Raw genomic sequence first — 261 nt, 5'->3', positions numbered from 1 at the left:
CGCCAAACCACACACCAGCATTCACCTCTCCAACAGAAAGCCAAGTCGATGACCACCGAGATCGCCGTCCTGCACACGCCCAAGGCCTGGGGCCGCTGCTTTGAACCGCCCTTCCTCTACGCCGCGGATGATCGCGTGCTCGCACCGGACGTGGTGCTGGTGAACGGGCCGGTCGGGGTCGCGCTTCAGGACATCCAGGGTGAGGTTTGGTGGCATGCCTTCTGGCGCAAGACCGGGCGGGTCTATGGCAGCTTCCCGGAC

The 261-nt window shown here is 64.8% G+C and carries 1 protein-coding gene; it reads left to right on the top strand.

Annotated elements, in window-relative coordinates:
• Positions 1-48: 48 nt before the first annotated feature.
• Positions 49-261 (top strand): hypothetical protein (locus tag JT719_RS24855; protein WP_207436461.1); only part of this gene is annotated, 213 nt, incomplete at its 3' end.

The organism is Sabulibacter ruber (assembly GCF_017355955.1).
In the GTDB taxonomy this organism is placed as follows: Bacteria; Bacteroidota; Bacteroidia; order Cytophagales; family Hymenobacteraceae; genus Nibribacter; species Nibribacter ruber_A.
The sequence above is the reverse complement of the archived record's forward strand: the minus strand, read 5'-3'. Positions and strand labels throughout refer to the sequence as shown.